The organism is Haloarcula sp. 1CSR25-25, from assembly GCF_032027985.1.
In the GTDB taxonomy this organism is placed as follows: Archaea; Halobacteriota; Halobacteria; order Halobacteriales; family Haloarculaceae; genus Haloarcula.
The window spans coordinates 117,625-137,496 of sequence record NZ_JAHYBW010000001.1; the positions used below are offsets into that span (position 1 = coordinate 117,625).

The following is a 19,872-nucleotide window of genomic DNA, read 5'->3' on the forward strand; positions in this document are numbered from 1 at the left end:
ATGAAAATCTACACACGTCGCGGCGACGAGGGACAGACCGACCTGCGGGACATGAGCCGAGTCTCGAAGGGGAGTCACCGCATCGAGGCCTACGGCAACGCGGACGAACTGAACTCGCTCATCGGGACGATCAGACCGACTGGTTACGAGGACGTCGACGAGAACCTGGCAGCGGTGCAGAACCACCTCCACATCGTCCAGGCCGACTTCGCCAACCCCGACCCGGACGACGACGACCCGGTCATCGGGGAGCGACACGTCGACCAGCTGGAGACGTGGGTCGACGAGGCGTCGGCGGAGCTCGACCCGCTCGAATCGTTCATCCTCCCCGGCGGGAGCGAGGCCGGGGCGGCGCTCCATCACGCACGCTCGGTCTGTCGACGCGCCGAGCGGCGGGCGGTCGCGTTCCAGTCCGAGGCTGACGGGGTCAACGAGCAGGCGATCGCCTATCTGAACCGGCTCTCGGACCTGCTGTTCACGCTGGCCCGGTTGGTCAACGAACGCGAGGGCGTCGGTGAGGCACATCCGACGTACTGACCGGCGGATCGTCACGTCGGTCTCCCGGGGGCGGAGGCGCCAACTCCCACCGTCCGGAGATAGAACTATACGTTGGTGCCGAGATAGTGGTGACCGAACCGATGGCGTCGACACTCAATCCGCAAGTCCAGGAGTACCTCCACGGCCTCTCGGAGCAGGGACTCCCCCCGCTGTACCGGCTGCCGCTGGCCGAGGCCCGCGAGACCTACCGCGACCTGAGCGTGCCCGACCAGCCGCCGGAACCGGTCGGGTCAGTCACGGATAGAACCGTCCCTGGACCGAACGGGGAGGTTCCGATCCGTATCTACCGGCCGACGGGCGACGAACCGCGACCGGCGCTCGCGTTCTTCCACGGCGGCGGCTGGATGCTCGGGGGTATCGAAACCCACGAGGCGCTGTGTCGGGCCCTCACCAACGCGGCCGACTGCGTCGTCGTCGCCGTCGACTACCGGCTGGCACCGGAACACCGGTTCCCGGACGGCCTGGAGGACTGCTACGCCGCGACACAGTGGCTCGCGGCCAACGCGGAGGAGATCGGTGCGACACCCGGCGCGCTGGCCGTCGCCGGGGACAGCGCCGGCGCCACGCTCGCGTTCGGGGTGAGCCTCCTCGCCCGCGACCGTGGCGACCCGTCCATCGACTACCAGGTGCTCGCCTATCCGCCGACCGAGTTCGGGTTCGAGACGGACTCCTACGAGGAGAACGCGCAGGGGTACTTCCTGACGCGGAAGGATATGGAACGGTTCTGGAACGGGTACATTCGGAGCGAACTGGACGGGGACCACCCCTACGCTGCCCCGCTGCAGGCCGACCGGCTGGACGGGCTGGCGCCGACCTTCCTGCTCACCTGCGGATTCGACCCGCTCCGCGACGAGGGCCGCGCGCTCGCGGACCGTCTCGACGCCGCGGGCGTCCCGACACGCCACGTGCAGTACGACGACATGATTCACGGGTTCCTGACGATGCTCGCCGACCCGGAACTCGACCGTGCGCGGGAGGCCATCGACGAGATCGGCGACGCCGTTCGGTCGGAACTGGGGTGAACCCGTTCGCGCCATCGCTCCGACAGTAGCCGAGAAGCCGTCGTGTGCCGGCATGTTTTATTGTGATAGTTGATAGACATTTTTGTGTGATGGTCGAACAAACCACACTAGACGGAGCTGTATCGATTGTGACCGGCGGGGCCGGCGACATCGGGGGCGGTATCGCCGCCGAACTCGCGGCCGCGGGCAGCGACGTCGTCATCGCCGACGTGGACGTGATGGAGTCGGCGTACAACCAGCGGTCGTCCACCGAGATGGCCGGCACCGAGCGCGCACAGGAGGTCGTGGACCGCGTCGAGTCAGAGGGCCAGCGCGCTCACGTAATCGACTGCGACGTGACGAAGGCCGCCCAGGTCGACGCGATGGTCGAGGAGGTCGTCGACGAGTTCGGCCGCATCGACGTCCTCGCGAACAACGCGGGCGTCATCACCGTGGCCCCGGTAGAGGAGATGGCCGAGGAGGAGTGGGACACGGTGATGGACGTGAACCTGAAGGGGATGTTCCTCACGGCCCGGGCCGCGAGCCCGCACCTCAGAGAGACGGAAGGGGCAATCGTAAACACCGCCTCCATCGCCGGGTCTATCGGGGCCGCCGGCCTCGCCCACTACTGCGCGTCGAAACACGCCGTCCTCGGGTTCACCAAGTCGCTGTGTCTCGAACTCGCGCCGGACGTGACGGTCAACGCCATCTGTCCGGGCATCGTCGAGACGCCGATGTGGGAGGACGTGCTGACGCCGGAACTCGGCGAGGCCTACGAAGACACCATCGACCGGGCGATTCCGATGGGCCGCGACCAGACCCCCGAGGACATGGGACGGACCGTCGTCTTCCTCGCGGAGAACCGGAACATCACCGGGCAGGCGGTGGTCGTCGACGGCGGCATCCTGCAGAGCGTCATCTAGCGAACCGGCCCGTAGCGAACCCGACGCGGCCCGACACAGCGACGGCTGCTTTCGGCACATGTTTTTTAGTAACCGCGCGGCGATAGGTAGCGCACCGTGTCATATATTGTCAAGATGCCGAAACTCGGGCTGGAGATGGAACAGGGAACCGTGCTCGAATGGACCGTCGAGCAAGGCGATGACGTCTCAGAGGGCGAGATGATCGCCGAAGTCGAATCCGAGAAGAGCATCGGCGAGGTGGAGGCACGCGAGGACGGGACCCTCCGGCGCGTCTACGCCGAGGAGGGGGATGCTGTGCCGCCGGGGACGCCCATCGGCATCTTCGCGGCGCCGGACGCCGACATCGCCGACCTAGAGGCGGAAGCCGAGGCCGAACTGGCGGGCGACGCCGAAAGCGAGGCCGAAACAGCCGAAGCAGAACCGGCCGAAGCGTCGGAAGCAGTCGCCGCGACGGCCGAAACTGCAGGGGGTGGCGGCGAGGACGGAGCCGGGACGGGCGACGCCGGAGAGAGCAGCGCCGACGTGAAGGCTTCCCCGCGTGCACAGAAGCGCGCTGAGGAGCTGGGCGTGGACCTGGCGACCGTCGAGGGGACCGGCTTCGACGGCGCGATCACGGAGGACGACGTCGAAGCGGCCGCCGACGCAGCCGAGAGCGAACCGGCGGACAAGGGGGACACGGGAGCCGTGAAGGCCTCCCCGCGTGCCCAGAAGCGGGCCGAGGAGTTAGGCGTGGACCTGACGACTGTCGACGGCACCGGCTTCGAGGGCGCGGTTACCGAGGACGACGTAGAGGCCGCCGCCGAGGCGGAACCGCCCGTCAGGGCGGCCGAGCGGGGCGGCGTGGAGTGGCTCTCGGCCGAGCGGCCCGAACAGGACCGGTACGACCGGGTCACGGCCACTGCGGACCCGGCCGCCGGCGAGGCGCTGTTCGAGACGATGGAGGCGGTCCGCACGGCCTTCGAGCAGCGCGTGACGGTGACCGACGTGGTGCTCGTCCTCGCATCGGCGACGCTCACCGACCATCCCGTGCTGAACGGCACGTTCACCGAGTCGACACACCAGGTCACAGAGCCACAGCACATCGCCCTCGTCGCAGACATCAACGGGTCGGTCTCGGGCGTCATCCCCGACGCGGCGAACAAGTCCCTCACCGAAATCGTCGACAGGCGCCAGTCGGTCGACGGCGACGAGGAGCCGCCACACCAGGCCACCTTCACCGTCACGAACGCAGCCGAGACCGACGGCAGCGGCCGACTCATCAATCCGCCGGCCGTCGCGGCCCTTGAGGTCGACCCGACCGGCGAGCGGGCCGTCCCGGGCGAGAACGGCGTGACCATCCGGCCACTCGTGACGGCGAGTCTCACGTACGACACGCGCGCAGTGGGTGCCGCTGAGGCGCAGGCGTTCCTCGAGGGGTTCTTCGAGCGGGCGCAGCGAGCGTCGGAACTCGTTCTGGGCTCGTATCGCGGCCGGGAGTGAGTCCGGGACGAGCGTCGCCGTCTCGGTGCTCTCATGGGCAAGCCGTCGGGAGCGCACACGTCGTTGCCGACCTGAAAAAATCCAGACAGTCAGGTATACTGAAAGGTAATTGTAGAAGGCCATGCTCGCCGACGGCCGCCTGGACCCCGAACCGTTCATCGCTGGTCGAATCGGCCTGGAAGTGATTGTCGAGGAGGGGGTCGACCGACTCATCGACCCCACGTTAAAATCCTCGACAAGCCCGACATGGCGTAGCGGCTCCGGCCACACCCCGGAAAACGGCCCCTATCAGGGGTTCTCGACCGTCGTCGCGTCCTGTAACAGCGCGCCCGCGTCGGCCGCGGCACCGAGCGCCGCGTCGACCGCCACCAGACGGGGCCCGTCGGCGACGGGCGTAATCTCGACCGTGGCGTCGACGAGTTCGAGTTCGCGCTCCCCGTCCGCACCGACGACGCCGTCCTCGACTTCGAACGTTGCTGGGTCGTCCCAGCCCAGTCGGTCGTGACCGACGACGCCGACCTCGGTCGTCATCCCCGGCGCGAGAATTCCCCGGACCGTCCGGGACGCGTCCGCCGGGTCGCCGAGACGGAGCGCCGCACCGCCGGGTTCGTCGGGGGCCAGCGGTTCGAGACACCCGGCGACGCAACTGAGGCCGATTTCGGACGGGTGCGCCCGCGAGACGACGCCGCCCAGCAGTTCCGAGGGGTCGATGACGGCGCGGGTCCCGACGAACGGACGGTCCGTGATTTCGACAGCGGCCAGCCCGGTGAGCCGCTTCGTGCCGTTGACGTCGTCGGCCACCACGTCGATTTTCCCGTGGCGATAGGTGACGGCGTCGGTGTCGACGATATCGCTCGCGACGACGGCCGCGGCCGCGCCGGCGGTCGTCCCGTCGACGGGCGTCGGAACGACGTTGTTCGTCCCCGTCGAGACGGAGACGAGCGGCACGTCGCCGAGTTCCATCGCCGTGTCGCGGGTCGTCCCGTCGCCGCCCAGCACGACCACGGCGTCGGCGTGCTCGCGGAAGTGGGCGGCCGCGCGCCGCGTGTCCGCCGCCGAGTTCTCGACGGGCATGTCCACCTGCTCGACAGCGACGCCGTCGGTGGCCTCCGAAACTACGTGGGCGGCGATGCCCGCGGTGTCCGGCATGACAGCTACGCTCGGGGTGTCGGGAACGATACTCAAACCCGCCAGGACGCACTCCGCGACGCGGCGCTTGGCGTAGTTGTCGACGACGCTCGCACCGCCCGTGAGACGGCGGATGTCGCGACCCGCGGCCGGATTGACGACTAAGCCTACGCGGGCCACGTGTTCAGGTGATCCGCTCGATGGCGTTCTGGACATCGTCCCCGTCGGGCAGGACCTCCTGCTCGAGCGGCGGGCTGAACGGCATGTGGGTGTCCGGCGTGCCGACCCGCTGTATCGGCGCGTCGAGGCTGAAGAACGCCTCTTCCTGCGCTCTGGCCACTATCTCGGCGTGGGTACCGTACGAGAGCGGGCTCTCGTCGGCGACGACGAGTCGCCCAGTCTTCTCGACGCTCTCGACGATGGTGTCCGTGTCGAGCGGGTACAGCGACCGGGCATCGATGACCTCGACGTCGACGTCGCCGGCCAGGGTCTCGGCCACGTCCAGCGATTCGCCGACGAGGCGCTGGGTCGCGACGACGGTCACGTCGTCGCCCGCCTGCTCGACGCTCGCCTCGCCGATGGGGACCGTGAAGTCCTCGTCGGTCGGGACCTCGCCCTTCTGTTCGTATATCATCTTGTTCTCGAAGACGAACACGGGGTCGTCCGAGCGGATGGCGGCCTTGGTGAGGCCCTTCGCGCTGGCCGCCGTTCCGGGCGCGACCGCCTTCAGGCCCGGGAAGTGGGCGATCCAGGCGTGGACCGTGCCGGAGTGCTGGCTGGCGGCCCCCATGCCGCCGCCTTCTGTCGTCCGGACGGTGACGGGCATCTCCGTCTTCCCGCCGAACATGTAGCGCATCTTCGCTATCTGGTTCATGATCTGCTCCATCGAGACGCCCATGAAGTCGCTGAACATGAGTTCGACGACCGGCCGCGTGCCGGTCGCGGCCGCACCCGTCGCGGCGCCCATGAACCCGGACTCGCCGATGGGCGTGTCGCGAACGCGCTCATCGCCGAATTCCTCGTAGAGGTCGCCGGTCACTTCGAGGACGCCACCGAACAGGCCGACGTCTTCACCCATGAGGAACACGTCCTCGTCGCGCTCCAGCTCCTCCCGGAGCGCCTGTCTGATGGCTTCCCGAACGGTCATCGTCTCGGTCTGTTCCGCGTCGAGTTGTGCCTGTGCAGTCATCGGGTGTCACCTCCACGTGTGCCCCCGTCGGCACGCGGGCGGGCGGCGAACTGCTCGATTTCGGGGACCGGTTCGCCGAACATGTCCTCGTAGGCCTCGGATGGGTCGGGCATGTCCGCGTCCTGTGCGTAGTCGACGGCGTCGGCGATGGTCTCCTCGACCTCGGTCTGGAGGTCCTCGAACTCGTCTTCGGTGAGTTCGCCCCGGTCGACGAGGCGGCTCTGGAACCAGTCGATGGGGTCGCTCTCCTTCCACTTCTCGATTTCCTCTTTTGTTCGGTAGGGCTGTTCGTCACCCTCGTAGTGGCCGCGGTAGCGATACGTCTCGGCCTCTATCAGCGTCGGCCCGTCGCCCGCCCGGGCGCGTTTCCGGGCCTCCTTGACGGCCTCGGCCACCGCGGTGACGTCCATCCCGTCGACGGTTACGCCGGGGATGTCGTACGCCTGCGCCGTATCGCTCAGGTTTTCAACGTTGTGCTGGTCTTCGACCGGCGTCGCCTCGCCGTACTGGTTGTTCTCGATGAGAAATATCGCCGGAAGGTCCCACGCCGAGGCGAGGTTTATCGCGGAGTGTACCTGCCCCTGTGCGACCGCCCCGTCCCCGAGGAAGCCGAGGGCGACCCTGTCCAGGTCTTTGTAGTCGATGGTGAGCGCCGCGCCGGTCGCCATGGGCGGACCGGCCCCCACGATGCCGTTAGCGCCCAGCATCCCCGACTCCACGTCGGCGATGTGCATCGACCCGCCCTTGCCGTTACAGTACCCGTCGCGCTTGCCGAACAGTTCGGCCATCATCAGCTTCGGGTCGAGCCCCTTCGCGATGCAGTGGCCGTGGCCCCGGTGCGTGCTGGCGATGTAGTCGTCCGGGTCGAGCGACGCACAGGCACCGACCCCGACCGCCTCCTCACCGATGTACAGGTGGACGAACCCCGGAATTTCGCCGTCCGCGAAGTACTCGCCTGCTGTCGTGTCGAACTCCCGTATCAAGAGCATCCGACGCAGGGCTTCGAGCCGTCCGTCGTCTGTCTCTAGTGTATAGTCTGCCATACTACGTTATGTGATGACAGTTAACACAATATTAGTAGTATCGGTTATTCTGCGGTAGTAATATAGCATAATTACCTTCATAGGTCAATATTCGTGGCTATCGGACAGAAACCGAGAGCAGGTCCTCGGGCGTCGGGTCGCGAAACTGGTACCGGGTCGGGGCCCGCCGGACCGCGAACAGTTCCAGAACGACGACCAGTCGCCGACCGTCGCTGACCGTTCCGCGGCAGACCGGCCCCCGGCTCGTGATGACGAGGTACGGCGGGGCCGGGATTGGTCTGCCCTGCACCGTCTCGTCCATCGCTGCCGTCCCTGTCTGCAGCATCTCGATGAGGTCCTCAGCAAGGCCTCGCTCTCGAAGGAGGTGCTCAAGCGGCTCCGTCACAGCACCGGATTCCTGCACCACGTCGGTCGGCCAGGCAGTGGCGACCGAGCGGCCGGCGTCGATGACCGACTGCAGTGTCTCGCGGTGCGTTTCGCGGAGTCGCGTTCGGATCGTCGACTCCTGTTGTGTCACAGGAGCGTGTTGGACCGGCGCGTTCAAAAAAGCACGCCGTTCTATCGAGAGACGCCGATCCAGTCGGACGTTCGGCACGGTATCACCCAATACAGTGATACTTTCTCGCCTTGGAGAGAAATATCGAAGCGATACTGCTTCGACTGTCAACGGTTCTTTACGAAACGGACTAATTAATTAATAATAATGTACTATTTGTCAGCAGATGCCGGTTCCATGTGATAGGATAGCTCCTTTGAGAAGCATCTGCGCCTTCCACGCCAGCAGCGAACACCGCGGCAGGTGGCGGGTATCCGGCCGTCGAATAACAACTGTACTGGTATTAGATGCTACCGGCGACGGACAGCCGTCCGCGATTGAGATCGACTCATCTGGGGATAAAACAGACGGGGCTGTCACCCGTGGGCCAGATTGACCTCGATGACGTTGGCAGCCTGTTGCACTGTGTCGATGAGCTCCGCTTTGCGGCCCGGCGATTGCAACCGGTTGATGGGTGCGGTGATGCTGATGGCGGCTTTCCGTCGGTCGCCAGTGTCGATGGGGACCCCGACACAGCCGGTCCCGTCGACCCGCTCCTCGGTGTCGTCGGCGACCCCGTGCTCGCGGATCGTCTCGAGCTCCGCGAACAGCGTCTCGCGGTCGGTGATGGTGTTTTCCGTCTCAGCCGGCAGGCCGCGAGCATCGATGATCTCCGCGACCCGGTCGTCGTCGAAACTCGACAGGAGCGCCTTGCCGATAGCGGTCTTGTGGAGGTGAATCCGCTTCCCGAGGCGCGTATCGAGCGCGACCGCCTGGTCCCCGCTGGTCGTGTGGATGTAGATGCCATAGCCCTGCTCCTCGATCATCAGGTTCGCCAGCTCGCCGGTCTCGACCGCCATCCGTCTGACCTCGGGTTTTGCCACCTCGTAGATGCCGTCGTAGCGCTGTGCGATGCCACCGAACTCCAGCCACCGGAGCCCGATTCGGTACTCGCCGTCCCGTTCCACCACCAGCCCTTCGTCTTCCAGCGTGACCAGGTGCTTGTATACCGTGCTCTTGGCCGGCTCCAGCGTGTCGGCGAGTTCGACCAGCGTGGCACTCCCGCCGAGTTCCTTGATACCCGAGAGTACCGCCAGCGAGGTCTGCGTCGCCCGGACCGAGTCCGTTTTCGCCTCTGTCATTAGCCACACTTCCGGGGCCTCCCGAATAAAATTGCCGTATCCCCTGTGTCAGACGCTCTGGAAGGGGAACGCAGCGATAGACTCGTGACCTGGTTCACCCCTCTCGGAGCTCGGTTCGAAATGACGAAACGGAAAGCCGACGGAGTGCGCCTAACGAAACTCCCGGGGACCCGACGCTGGGACCGGGCGGTAGCAGGTATCGATACAACGACCGCGTATCGCCGTCTATCGCAGTGTGTCAGCGTGCTGTATCGGCCGGCCGCGAATGGTCCTGTATCTTATATATTTCGCACGTTCGAATCACTCGCCAGCCTGTCGAATGACGGCTGTGTACGGGATTCTGGGCGACTCCGGACGGTAGATTTAACACCATCCGTTGGGTTCTTTGAGGTGAGTTATGAGTGTAACGCGACACTACGAGCGCGAGTTCGTCAGAACGTTCTTCACCTCTCCGACAGCGGTCGACGGGGAAGACGATTCCGCGAAGATGCTCCGGAGCGCGGGTCAGCTCCGTGGCCTCCAGGCACCTGACGTCTGGGTCCCTGACAACGAGGACGCGACGGCACCGAACATGCGCGAGGAGGGCGTCGAGAACATCATCGAGGTCGTCGCCGAACAGGGCGCCGAGTTCCCCGGCGAGATACACCCGCGCGTCGTCTGGCACCGCGAGTCGCCGACGACCCGCTACCAGGGGTTCCAGCAGATGCTCGAGATCGCCGACCCCGAAAACGGCGCCGTCGACCACATCGACGGCTTCGTCATTCCGGAGGTCGGCGACATCGACGGCTGGAAGAAGGCCGACGAGTTCCTCACCATCATCGAGCACGAGCACGGGCTCGAAGAGGGGAGCCTCTCCATGTCGGTCATCGTCGAGAGCGGTGAGGCCGAACTGGCGATGGGCGACCTGCGAGACGAGATGGGCAAGCCATCGAACAACCTCGAACGCATGTTCCTGCTGGTCGACGGCGAAGTCGACTACACGAAGGACATGCGCGCGATGACGCCCACCGGCGAACTCCCGCCGTGGCCCGAACTGCGCCACAACACCTCCCGAGGAGCCAGCGCCGCGGGCCTCATCGCCGTCGACGGCCCCTACGACGATATCCGCGACGTCGAGGGGTACCGCGAGCGGATGGAAGACAACCGCGCGAAGGGGATGACCGGCATCTGGTCGCTGACGCCGGGCCAGGTCGTCGAGGCGAACACGGCCCCGCTGCCGCCCAAGACCGGCAGCTGGCTGCTCGAGGCCGGCGGCCAGGAAGTCGAGCTCGAGGAGCAGGACGGCACGCAAGTGTACGACGGCGACGACCTCTCGCTGGAAGCGGACGGCGAGGGCGGCTACGTCATGCAGGCGGGCGGTGACCGACTGGAACTGGACGAGGACGAACTCACCGAGGAGCTGCTCGACCGCACGGCGTACGTCCCCAGCATGACCGACATCGTCGACTCCATGGAGGAGTTCGAGGCCGCCAAGGAGGCCGGCAAGGGAGCCATCGCGATGACACAGGCCGCGACGCTGGTCATCGACGGCGTCGAGGTCGAGGTCAGCAAGGACCGGATGTGGGACGAGGCGACCTACCAGGCCGCCCAGACCCCCATCGCGCTGTTCCAGGACGTCTACGAGCACCGGCCGGACCAGCACGAAGAGTTAGAGGAGATGTACGGCGCTGACATCGTCGAACGCGCCGTGGCCGTCGGGAACTGACGGGCGAACATCGTTTCGTCATTCGAAACGCCGTGGGCGCGGTTCGGTTTTCGAGCGCTTCTGTCTTCGAACGCTTCTGTCTTCGAACCCCTCGACCGTCGAACTGTTCAGTCTTCCAGCGGTTCGATGAGTTCGACGTGGTGGCCGTCGGGGTCCGCGACGAAGGCCGTGTACGCCCCGGCCTCGGGCTGGGGCCCTGGCTCCTTGACGACGCCGTGGTGGTCGATGCGGTCCACCGTCGCGTCGACGTCGTCCACGCCGAGCGCGAGGTGGTCCCAGCCGGTCCCCATCTCGAAACTCGTCTCGCCGTCCGTCTCCGAGAGTTGCAGTTCGACGCCGCTGTCGTCGGCCACGTAGTAGTTGGTCGTCTCGCCGTCCGGCGTGGTGAACTGCCAGGACTCCTCGAAACCGAACTGCTCGTAGAACGCAATCGATTCTGTGGCGTCGGCGACGTTCAGACACATGTGAAGTACGCTTGCACTGGCCATACACCGCGTCCGGGGCCCCGGGTGAAATAGCTGGTGGGCTCTCTCGACCGAATTGTGACCGCATGCACAGACTTTAATGATTATTACTCCTGATTGCAGGTATGGCCATCGAAAACGTCGAGGACAACTGGTCGGCACACGAGCTTGACCTCGACCGACCGGATGTCGCTGCGTATCGGGACCTGGCAGAAGCGCTCCGTTCGCGGGTCTCGGGTGGGGTCGAGTTCGACGAATACGCCCGGATTCTGTACGCGACGGACGGGAGCATCTATCGCGCCGAACCGGCAGGGGTCGTGTATCCGACCGACGTCGACGACGTGCGGGCGGCCGTCGAGGTGGCGACGGACCACGGCGTTCCAATCCTGCCCCGCGGGACCGGGTCGTCGCTCGCGGGACAGGCCGTCGGGCCGGGCTGTGTCGTCCTGGACATGTCCCGGCACATGGACGGCATCCTCGATATCCGACCGGACGAGCAGACGGCACACATCCAGCCCGGCGTGGTGCAGGACGACCTGGACGACACGCTGGCCGAGTACGGCCTGAAGTTCGCCCCGGACCCGGCGTCGTCGAACCGCGCCTCGGTCGGGGGCGGCATCGGGAACAACTCCACCGGCGCACACTCTGTGCGGTACGGCATCACCGACGCCTACACGGACGCGGTGAAGGCCGTCCTCTCGGACGGGTCGCTCATCCACGCCCGCGAGGTCGTCATCGACTCGCCGGAGTGGGACGACATCGTCTCGAAAGACGACCGCGAGGCCGACATCTACCGGACGGTCCGCGAAATCGTCGAGGAGAACGCCGACGAGATCGAGGACCGCTACCCGGACCTCAAGCGCCGGGTGTCGGGCTACAATCTCGACCGCGTCATCTACGAGAACGACGACGGGGAACGAGTCATGAACCTCGCGAAGCTGTTCGTCGGCAGCGAGGGGACGCTGGGAGTCATCGTCGAGGCCGAACTCTCGCTCGTGACCGTCCCCGAGGAGACCGCCCTGGCGCTTTACTGCTTCGACACGCTCGCGGACGCGATGAAGGCCGTTCCGGTCGCGCTCGACTACGACGTCAGCGCGGTCGAGCTGATGGACGACGAGGTGTTCAGGCTCGCGGCCGGCTCAGACGGCTACGCCGAGTACGTCGACCCGATTCCCGACCGGGCGGCGGCCGCACTGATGCTGGAATACGACTCGGAACTGCACGACGACTTCGAGGCAGCCATCGCACGCACCAACGAGCGGTTCGTCGACGACGGGGAAGCCTTCGACGTGGTCGAGGCCTACACCGAGGCCGACCAGGCTGACCTCTGGAAGCTCCGGAAGGCGGCGATCCCGCTCCTGATGTCCATGGACGGCGACCCCAAGCCGTACCCGTTCATCGAGGACGCGACGGTCCCGCCCGCCGAACTGGCCGAGTACGTCGAGAAGTTCGAGGAGGTGCTGGCCGACCACGATACCTCGGCCGCGTACTTCGCTCACGCCGGTTCCGGGACGCTGCATATCCGCCCGATTCTCAACCTGAAAGAGATGTCGGGCATCGAGGATATGCACTCTATCACCGACGACGTGACCGACCTCGTGCTGGAACACAACGGGTCGTTCTCCGGCGAGCACGGCGACGGGATGGCCCGGACGGAGTTCACCCCCAAGATGTACGGCGAGACGCTCTGGGACGCGTTCAAGCAGGTCAAGACGGCCTTCGACCCGCAGTGGTGGATGCATCCCGGTAACGTCGTCTACCGCGAGGGGCCGGAGGATGTCGGCCCCGACGCCGACCGCGGCGTCGGCGCGGACATGCGCGAGAACCTCCGCTATGGTCCCGACTACCAGTCTCTGGAGCCCCAGACGACGCTCGACTTCGAGGACGAGGGCGGCTTCTCGGAGCTCGTCGAGCTGTGTAACGGCTGTGGGACCTGCCGACAGACCGACGGGGACGTGATGTGTCCCACCTACCGCGCCTCGGAGGAGGAGGTCCAGACGACGCGGGGCCGTGCGAACCTCCTCCGGTCGGCCATCAGCGGCGATCTCGACGAGGACGAGATCCACTCCGACCGCTTCCAGGAGGAAGTGCTCGACCTCTGTGTCGGCTGCAAGGGCTGCAAGAGCGACTGCCCGACCGGCGTCGACATGGCGAAACTCAAGACCGAGCTGAAACACCAGCACCACGAAGCGGAGGGGGCCAGCTTCCGGGAGCGCCTGTTCGCCAACATCGACACCGCTTCGAAAATCGGGTCGGCGCTGGCGCCGGTCTCGAACTGGGCGACGGAGGTCCCGGGCGCGCGCATTGTCATGCAGAAGCTGTTCGGCATCGCGCCGGAGCGCGAGCTCCCCACTTTCCGCCGGGAGACGCTCCGGGACTGGTTCGACGACCGCGGCGGTTCGGCCGTCTCGCGGGCCGAGGCCGACCGGAAAGCCCTGCTGTTTCCCGACACGTACACGAACTACTCGTACCCGGCCGCCGGCAAGGCCGCCGTCGAAACCCTCGAAGCCGCGGGCGTCCACGTCGCCATCCCGGACGACACCGCGCCGTCCGGGCGGGCGGCGTACTCCACTGGCATGCTGGACCTCGCTCGCGACCGGGCCGAAACGAACACGAACCGGCTGTCGGACCGGGTCGCGGAGGGGTGGGACGTCGTGTTCGTCGAGCCCTCCGACGCCGTGATGTTCCAGGACGAGTACCGCGACCTGCTCGACGGCCCCGACGTCTCGCAGGTGGCCGACAGCGCCTACGGCGTGCTGGAGTATCTCGACACCTTCCGGATCGACGACGCGCTCCCGGTCGAGGACCGGTCGCTCGGGGCCGCCGGCGCGGTCAGCTATCACGGCCACTGCAACCAGAAGGGGACCAACAAGGACCACCACGCCGTCGGCGTCATGCGCCGTGTCGGCTACGAGGTCGACCCGCTGGATTCGACGTGCTGTGGCATGGCCGGGAGCTTCGGGTACCACGACGAGCACTACGACCTCTCGAAGACGATCGGGCGGTTGCTGTTCGATAAGGTCGACGAGAGCGACGGTGACCGCGTCGTCGCACCGGGCGGGTCCTGCCGCTCGCAGTTGGGTGACCGCGACGGCGTCGACGAGATCCCGCCCCACCCCATCGAGGTCGTCGCCGAGCGACTGTAGGACGCGACGCAAGTCTCACAGTCGGTGTGACGGACGCGGCGCCTCGAGTCGGAGAGTATTCGCCTTTGTATCAAAAAATTATGAAAAATACTATATATAATCTCCCCGTCCTTTCGGCCATGACAGAGAAGGGGGGCGTCGACTGCGCGCACCTCCGCGTGCCGGACATAGAGCGCGCAACGCGGTTCTACACGGAGACGCTGGGGTTCGCCGAGCGGTCCCGGGAAACGGGAGTGAGCCGGCTCGCGACGCCGCCACAGCAGGGCGGTCGGTGTCCGCTCACGCTCAGCGAGGGCCAGCGCGGGCTCGACCGGCTGGGTATCGGCGTCAGCGAGGGGGGGATCCGCGACATCGAATCCCGACTCGCCGGCCGCGGTACGGACTTCACCCGCCGGACCGATACCGAGGGATGGACGCTCCGGGTCACACTACCCGGCGGCCTGCCGATTGAACTCTATAGCCGGGACGTCGGACAGACGCGTGAGGACGCGTCGGTGCCGTCAACGGAAACCACTCGCGCGCCACACGGCATCGACCACGTCACTGTGACAGCAGCGGACGTGCAGGCCGACGCCGAGTTCCTGCGGGACGAACTCGGCTTCCGGCTGTCGGACGTCGCGATGGCCGGACCCGGTGTCTGGGGACGTGCGTTCGCCCACCGGGGGGACGGGACACACGACGTGGCACTGGTGATGGAACCGCTGGCCCCGTCGATGCGGTTGCATCACGTCGCCTGGCGAACCGCCGACGTCGACCACGTGACGCGACTCATCGAGCGGGTTCGGGCGGCCGGGTCCGAGGTGGATGTCGACGTGCGGACGGGGATGCGCGGCGCGCGTGCCGCCGTGTACGTCCGCGACCCCGCCGGGAACCGGGTGGAACTCACGACAGCAGCCACGAGCCAGACACCTGCCGCACCGATTGCGCTGTCGCGGGCGGACGCCGAGGACATCGACACCCTCTGGCCGGAGACACACCCACGGCGGACTGGATAGGCCAGAGGGGGCCTGTCTCGGAAGTCGCCCGAGTTATGACTCACCGCCCAGCGGCGTCCCTGCCTTCAGACGGTCGTCTGCCGCTGCGTCGTCACATCCGTGTCGAATGCTGCGTGTATATCCGATTTTATTTATATCTTTGGGATTTCCAGAGCCGTATCTCGACTGAATCTCTCAAAATAATACGCTTTGATGAGATAGGTACTATATATAGTACTACTTGGGAGATAGTAATCTCAGTATGCCCCCATTCTATGGAGATCTATCCAGCGACAGGTTCAAATCCGATTCTCGAACCGGCTCGGACCGGAGCACCTTCGGACACCCTTCAAGCACGCCGACACGGTGCGGGCAGAAACCCAGACGTGAAGGTGGGAGGAATCGGTCAGTTGAACAGCGGTCCTCGCCACCGCGACGTCAGTCCCGGACGAACGACGCCGTGCCGTCGGTGAACGAAAGCGATTCCCGGCCGGTGACTTCGGCGGCGGCCGGCAGGTCCTCGACGAGCGGCTCGGAGACGTGGAGCGGGGACAGGTCCTGTGTGTTCTGTATCCAGACGATTCGGACGGTGTCGGGGTCGTAGCCGCCGAGCGCAGACAGGGCCGTCCGGATGGCGAACTCGTCGTCCGGTGCGACGAGCGGGAGCTTCGCCTTCGCCGTCGACCCGCTGGTGAGCGCGTTCGCGTACGTCTTCCCCAGGTCCAGCTGGTCGACGGCGGCCCGGCGGGTGATGTCCGCCAGCCCGATGCCGTTGCCGTTGCCCTTCGTCGCCTCGGTGAGCCCGCGGGCGTACAGCAGCTTGATCGCCGGCTCGTCGGGGTCCGGCGCGTTGAGGACGCGATAGCGGCCGATGACGTTCGTGTCCATCCCCGCGCCGGAGACGTCCTTGCCGAGCTCGTCGACGACGAGCAGGTCGATGTCGTCGACCGGGAGCGTCGCCATCTCGTCGTAGGCCCGCTCCAGCAGCGCTGGCTCGCGGTCGGTGAACGCCCCCGCCGGAATCGCTTCGACGTGGGCCGTCTCCTCGTGGAAGTTCTCGACCAGCGCCACGCCGCCGACCAGTGGCAACGCCGCGTCGACGACCGGGAGCGCGGCCTCGAGCGTCTCGACGTAGCCCTCCTTGATAGCGGTCGAGTGGAACGCGTTCGCGCCGCGTTGCTTGCCCAGTCCGACGACGGCCATCTTCGTCAGGCCGCTCTCGATGCGGCCGCTGTAGTTGGTGTGGGGTTTCACCCGGTTCACGACGACCACGGCGTCCGCCTCCCGTGCCGCCGTCGAGACGTAGACCGGAAACTCGGTGGTACCGACAGTGACGGTGTCGACCTGGTCGGTGTCCATCCGGGCGTCGATGGGGGCATCGAGGCGCGCTGCCGTGACGCCCAGGCTCTCCAGTACCTCGCGCTGGCCCTCGGGCGTTGCCCCGCCGTGGCTCCCCATCGCCGGGACGACGACGGGCTCGAAGCCCCAGTCGCGGATCGCATCGACGACAGCCTCGGTGATGTCGTCAAGGCGGTGGATGCCGCGGCTGCCGACGGCGACGGCGACGGTCGCCCCCGGTTCCAGCCCGTCGACGTCGAGCCGGTCGAGTTCGGCCCGCGCCGCGGCCGACGGGTCCTCTACAGCCGCAGTCTCCGGCTCGTACCGGACGCGAGCGAAGCCCGGCAGCGGCTGTGGGTCGATGAGGTGGTCCACATCGCCTCGGTCGGGGAAGTCCATACCGGGGGATTGGCCGCGAGCCATACAAAAACCGGGGTCGAGCGGCGCTCCGGTCGCAGACACGACCCATCTTCCGGCCTCGGCCGGGACCGCGCTACTCGAAGGCCGGGATGCCGGTCAGGTCGTGCCCGACGATGAGCGAGTGGATGTCGTGGGTGCCCTCGTAGGTGTAGACGGTTTCGAGGTTCGTCAGGTGCCGCATCGGGGAGTAGTCGGCCGTGATACCGTTGCCACCGAGCATCTCGCGGGCCACCCGTGACTGCTCGCGGGCCATCCGCGCGTTGTTGCGCTTTGCCATCGACACCTGCTCCGGTCGGAGGTCCCCGCGTTCCTTCAGGTCGGCGAGTCGGTGGGCGAGCAACTGGCCGAGCGATATCTGGGTGGCCATCTCCGCGAGCTTCTCCTGCTGGAGCTGGAAGCCGGCGATGGGCTTCCCGAACTGCTCGCGGTCGGTCGCGTACTCGCGGGCGGTCTCGAAACAGTCCATGGCGGCCCCGACAGTCCCCCAGGCGATGCCGTAGCGGGCCTGCGTGAGACAGGACAGCGGCCCCATCATCCCCTCGACGCCCGGCAGGACGTTCTCCTCGGGGACGCGGGCGTTCTGCAGGCTGATTTCGCCCGTGATAGACGCGCGCAGCGAGAGCTTCTCGTCGATCTTGTTCGTGGTGACGCCGTCGCGGTCGGTCTCGACCAGAAAGCCCCGGACGGGGTCGCCGTCGGCGGACGTGACCTTCGCCCAGACCAGCGCGAGGTCGCTGATGGGCGCGTTCGTGATCCACGTCTTCGAGCCATCGAGGACGTAGCCGTCGGCGTCGCGCTCGGCCGTCGTCTCCATCGCCGACGGGTCCGACCCGTGTTCGGGCTCGGTCAGGCCGAAACAGCCCACCTGCTCGCCGCGTCCGAGCGCCGGCAGCCACGCTTCCTTCTGGGCGTCGCTGCCGTAGGCGTGAATCGGGTACATGACGAGCGCGCCCTGAACGCTGGCCATCGAGCGCAGGCCGCTGTCGCCGGCCTCCAGTTCCTGCATCAGGAGGCCGTACGCCGTCTCACTGAGTCCCGGGAGGCCGTACCCATCGAGGTTCGGTGCGTAGAACCCGAGGTCGCCCATCTCTCCGATGAGCTCCGTCGGGAACGTCCCGTCGAGCCAGTGCCGCCCGACGTCCGGCTTGACTTCGTTCTCGACGAACTCCCGTGCCGTGTCACGGACCATCCGCTCTTCCTCGTCGAGGTCGGCGCCGAGACCGAGGTAATCAATCATACGGAATCTGGGGCCCTGTTTCAATTAAGCGTTTGCCCAGTGCCGGGTCAGCAGTACTGTGATTGCTGTGGGCTGTGGTCTCTGCCGCTGAAGGAGTCTAACCCGGTATCAACGACGACGACAGCCTATCCGCCGACCGTCTGTCTGACTAGACGGGCGGCGCCCAGAGGAGGGCCGTAGCCTGTAAACGTAACGCGCAGACATCCGGCGTGCCGTACGCTGAAACGGGCCGCGTATTTCGCCACAGTGGGATGCTCGTGGCTTCGCGGTCCGGTTCAGCGAGTTGGGAACCGGGCGGATAATACCCGTACTTTTGTTATCCAGTGGGGCGGCAGCGCGAGCGTCGGTCAGGCCCATCGTGGTCCCACACTGGGTCCTTGAACCGCTATGTCTTCGAACGACTCCCCTGTCGTGCTGAACTGGATTCCACCACGTCCGGTAGCCCCACAGCGAGCCGACCCGTGTCCGTTGGCTTCTTCGAACACGTTCACGGGGAACAACTCCCATCGACTAGAGCGGAGTGTTAACAGGACCATAAAAATAGACACGTATACGAGATATAGGATTCTATATTGACAGATTCTGAAAACAGCTCTAGATTTTTATGTTTATTCTATCCCAATATATATTCGTATGGACGAACCTAGAACCTTAGGGAGGTGTTTTAATCTCACCAGATAGAATTCACAAACGTCCATCAGTCGCTATTTTGCAGAGAAACAACCGCCAGATACGCTCGTTGTTCCGAATATGGAAACATATTTCTACAAGTGTGTACACATTTGGTCCTATGGGAGACGACGAAGACATCGAAGACGAGACCGTGTCCGTATCGATGGAGATATCGGGGAATTACGACGAAGTCATGTCGAAGCTGGCGACGGAGGACGAGGGGTCGACGTCGCTCGTCTCGCTGCTTGACGACCTCGAGCAGTTGCTCGATACGGTGGTCCGGATGGACGGCGGGACACGCAGTGCGATCGCCCAGCAGCTGCCCGAGGATATGACAGTCTCCTTCGACGCCCAGGCGGTCGTCGATACGCTTCAGGTGCTCGAACGCTACGACCTCGTTGTCCTCGAAGGCAACACCTGGAAGCCGGGTCCGAAACTCGCCACAGAGGAATAGCGCTACTGCGGCGTCCGACGTGGCTCGACTCACTTCCGTCGGGAAGACGCTGTGACCTACCAAACACCGGTGTATCCCGGCCAGTAGCGGACGGCTAGGGCGTTGTAAACGGACCGTACCGACCGGCCCAACACCCGCCCAGACGCCCGTGGTGACGTGCACTGCCGTCCTCTTTCTGCCCGGCGCGACCGAACTCTGGTAGCGTCCGCCTGTCGTCCAGCCCCTCGATTGCCGCGAGATAAAGAGCCGTATAACAAACATCGGATAGCGCGGAGGGTTGTATGCGAGCACATTGCGTGCTCGTACTCTCCCGACGCCCACCGTCTCATGCTCCCCTGTACGGGACGGTTTCACGCCGGGTTTGCCCACCCGGCATTGGTCCTCGATACGTTCGCCTGGCGTCTTATTGCTCGAATCGAGCCCGTCGAAGCGCATCGACAGTCCGGGTGCAACTGTGAAACCAA

Annotated in this window: 16 protein-coding genes; 8 read left to right on the forward strand and 8 right to left on the reverse strand. The window is 65.8% G+C overall.

Annotation, left to right across the window (positions count from 1 at the left end; translation table 11 throughout):
• From KZ498_RS00440 to KZ498_RS00455, 4 genes are all read left to right on the forward strand, one after another.
• The gene (locus KZ498_RS00440; protein ID WP_312615881.1) at positions 1-537 is read left to right on the forward strand and encodes a cob(I)yrinic acid a,c-diamide adenosyltransferase; all 537 of its coding nucleotides are present in this window, start codon (positions 1-3) and stop codon (positions 535-537) included.
• 101 nt (positions 538-638) lie between these two features.
• Positions 639-1,580: an alpha/beta hydrolase gene (locus KZ498_RS00445; RefSeq protein ID WP_312615883.1), complete on the forward strand. Its 942-nt coding sequence runs from the start codon at positions 639-641 to the stop codon at positions 1,578-1,580.
• 89 nt (positions 1,581-1,669) lie between these two features.
• On the forward strand, positions 1,670-2,482 hold the full coding sequence (locus KZ498_RS00450; RefSeq protein ID WP_312615885.1) for an SDR family NAD(P)-dependent oxidoreductase: 813 nt from the start codon (positions 1,670-1,672) through the stop codon (positions 2,480-2,482).
• A 96-nt stretch (positions 2,483-2,578) separates the two neighbouring features.
• On the forward strand, positions 2,579-3,961 hold the full coding sequence (locus tag KZ498_RS00455; protein WP_312615887.1) for an E3 binding domain-containing protein: 1,383 nt from the start codon (positions 2,579-2,581) through the stop codon (positions 3,959-3,961).
• Between the two features lie 288 nt (positions 3,962-4,249).
• Here the strand turns inward: KZ498_RS00455 and KZ498_RS00460 are convergent, their stop codons facing one another.
• From KZ498_RS00460 to KZ498_RS00480, 5 genes are all read right to left on the reverse strand, one after another.
• Positions 4,250-5,269 (reverse strand): NAD(+)/NADH kinase, encoded by a 1,020-nt coding sequence (locus tag KZ498_RS00460; RefSeq protein WP_312615889.1) that lies wholly within the window; start codon positions 5,267-5,269, stop codon positions 4,250-4,252.
• A gap of 4 nt (positions 5,270-5,273) precedes the next feature.
• A complete protein-coding gene (locus KZ498_RS00465; protein ID WP_312615891.1) occupies positions 5,274-6,278 on the reverse strand; it encodes an alpha-ketoacid dehydrogenase subunit beta in 1,005 nt (334 codons plus the stop codon).
• Complete coding sequence (locus KZ498_RS00470; RefSeq protein ID WP_312615892.1) at positions 6,275-7,321, reverse strand: thiamine pyrophosphate-dependent dehydrogenase E1 component subunit alpha; 1,047 nt, start codon at positions 7,319-7,321, stop codon at positions 6,275-6,277. Before KZ498_RS00470 ends, KZ498_RS00465 begins: the two co-directional genes overlap by 4 nt.
• Before the next feature lie 97 nt (positions 7,322-7,418).
• Positions 7,419-7,838: a hypothetical protein gene (locus KZ498_RS00475; RefSeq protein WP_312615894.1), complete on the reverse strand. Its 420-nt coding sequence runs from the start codon at positions 7,836-7,838 to the stop codon at positions 7,419-7,421.
• A 395-nt stretch (positions 7,839-8,233) separates the two neighbouring features.
• Positions 8,234-8,998, reverse strand: a complete 765-nt coding sequence (locus tag KZ498_RS00480; protein ID WP_312615896.1) for an IclR family transcriptional regulator — start codon at positions 8,996-8,998, stop codon at positions 8,234-8,236.
• 397 nt (positions 8,999-9,395) lie between these two features.
• On the opposite strand from KZ498_RS00480, the gene aceB reads away from it, so the two are divergent.
• Positions 9,396-10,703 (forward strand): malate synthase AceB, encoded by a 1,308-nt coding sequence (aceB, locus tag KZ498_RS00485; protein WP_312615898.1) that lies wholly within the window; start codon positions 9,396-9,398, stop codon positions 10,701-10,703.
• A 107-nt stretch (positions 10,704-10,810) separates the two neighbouring features.
• On the opposite strand, the gene KZ498_RS00490 is transcribed toward aceB, so the two are convergent.
• Complete coding sequence (locus KZ498_RS00490) at positions 10,811-11,191, reverse strand: VOC family protein (RefSeq protein ID WP_312615899.1); 381 nt, start codon at positions 11,189-11,191, stop codon at positions 10,811-10,813.
• 101 nt (positions 11,192-11,292) lie between these two features.
• On the opposite strand from KZ498_RS00490, the gene KZ498_RS00495 reads away from it, so the two are divergent.
• Together KZ498_RS00495 and KZ498_RS00500 are read left to right on the forward strand one after the other, a co-directional pair.
• On the forward strand, positions 11,293-14,313 hold the full coding sequence (locus KZ498_RS00495) for an FAD-linked oxidase C-terminal domain-containing protein (RefSeq protein ID WP_312615900.1): 3,021 nt from the start codon (positions 11,293-11,295) through the stop codon (positions 14,311-14,313).
• 119 nt (positions 14,314-14,432) lie between these two features.
• Positions 14,433-15,308, forward strand: coding sequence for a VOC family protein (locus KZ498_RS00500; RefSeq protein WP_312615902.1), 876 nt, complete (start codon positions 14,433-14,435; stop codon positions 15,306-15,308).
• A gap of 417 nt (positions 15,309-15,725) precedes the next feature.
• Here KZ498_RS00500 and KZ498_RS00505 read toward each other — a convergent pair whose 3' ends face one another.
• Both KZ498_RS00505 and KZ498_RS00510 read right to left on the reverse strand, forming a co-directional pair.
• Entirely contained in the window at positions 15,726-17,024 is a 1,299-nt protein-coding gene (locus tag KZ498_RS00505) for a DUF362 domain-containing protein (protein WP_312615904.1), read from the reverse strand.
• Between the two features lie 94 nt (positions 17,025-17,118).
• Positions 17,119-18,282, reverse strand: coding sequence for an acyl-CoA dehydrogenase family protein (locus tag KZ498_RS00510; protein WP_312615906.1), 1,164 nt, complete (start codon positions 18,280-18,282; stop codon positions 17,119-17,121).
• A 790-nt stretch (positions 18,283-19,072) separates the two neighbouring features.
• Here KZ498_RS00510 and KZ498_RS00515 point away from each other — a divergent pair.
• Entirely contained in the window at positions 19,073-19,408 is a 336-nt protein-coding gene (locus KZ498_RS00515) for a hypothetical protein (protein WP_312615908.1), read from the forward strand.
• Positions 19,409-19,872: the final 464 nt, after the last annotated feature.